We start from the raw sequence: 1,059 nt of genomic DNA on the forward strand, positions 1-1,059 counted from the left end.
CTTCCACCACTGGCTCGCCGAACCATCGCGTCCAGATGGGCGAGGCGGCATTTTCCGCAAAGGCGGGCGTCGCCAGCACGGCGGCCGGCGCGCTCAAAAGAAGAGGGCGAAGCATGGTGATACCAAAAACGGAACCAGCAGCGCGAAAACCGCGCCAACGATGAAAATCGAACTCGAGACGATGCCACTGAGCCCAAGGAAACGGGTGCGCCCGATTCCCGTCGTCAATCCTTCATGATGATCGCCGGAGCCTTCCTCTCGGGTAAGGCGCCAAGTGCGATGCGCGGCCCAAAGGCCCAGGATCGACGTTGCGACCGCGATGACGCCGATGATCGCATACAGCATGGCGGTCGGTTCAAAGGGCAAGGCGCCCAACCTCCCGGCGGCGCATCTGTCGCCGTTGAGAACATAGGACACGAGCAATTGCAGCGACCACGCCGCGGGCGCCGCGATTAAACCGACGCTCACTAGCCACCACGGCGCCTCGTGCCGCAAGGGCGATGGATGCTGCACGCCTTTGGCGAGGGGGTGAAGCGCGCTCATGAGAATTGCGGCACCAGATAGGCGGTGGTGAACACCGCGATCCACACCACGTCGACGAAGTGCCAGTAGAGCGCGCCGAGAACAAGGTGTTCGTGATGGACGTTTCCGAAACGCCCCATAAGGGTCCAGATCAGGAGCATGACCAGCATCAACAAGCCGACCGCCACATGCGCCATGTGCACGCCGGTCAGAATGAAGAACACTGAGCTATAGGAGTTGGTGGAAAAATTGAACGGTTTTCCCGCCCATTCGAAACTTTGGACCGTGATGAAGACCGCGCCGAGGACGATGGTCCCGACGAGAAAAAGCGCCAAGCGGCCATTGGACCTGCGGCTGCGAAACTCGCGCACTCCCCAGCCCAACAGAAAGCTGCTGCCGACGAGAATAAACGTGTTTGGAAGCGCGAGCTTGAGGCTGGGGGCGCCCGACGGTGGCCATGGGCCGTCCTGCTGCGAGCCGAGATAGGCATAGCTGAAGATCAGGTAAACGAAAAGAATGGCCTCGGTGGCGATCAGG

2 protein-coding genes are annotated in these 1,059 nt (G+C 61.0%); both read right to left on the reverse strand.

Annotated features, from left to right (window positions below; translation table 11 throughout):
• Nucleotides 1–93 precede the first annotated feature (93 nt).
• Nucleotides 94–543, reverse strand: coding sequence for a hypothetical protein (locus tag EN925_RS37075; RefSeq protein ID WP_127370327.1), 450 nt, complete (start codon nucleotides 541–543; stop codon nucleotides 94–96).
• A partial coding sequence (locus EN925_RS37080) for a cytochrome c oxidase subunit 3 (RefSeq protein WP_164894721.1) occupies nucleotides 540–1,059 on the reverse strand: 520 nt, incomplete at its 5' end. The genes EN925_RS37075 and EN925_RS37080, both read right to left, overlap by 4 nt.

The organism is Mesorhizobium sp. M7A.F.Ca.US.006.04.2.1, from assembly GCF_004022915.1.
Lineage (GTDB): Bacteria > Pseudomonadota > Alphaproteobacteria > Rhizobiales > Rhizobiaceae > Mesorhizobium > Mesorhizobium ciceri.

Bases quoted from the DNA above. Each gene is read 5' to 3' on its own strand.
- EN925_RS37075 (WP_127370327.1), bottom strand. From the start codon at position 543: ATGAGCGCGCTTCACCCCCTCGCCAAAGGCGTGCAGCATCCATCGCCC.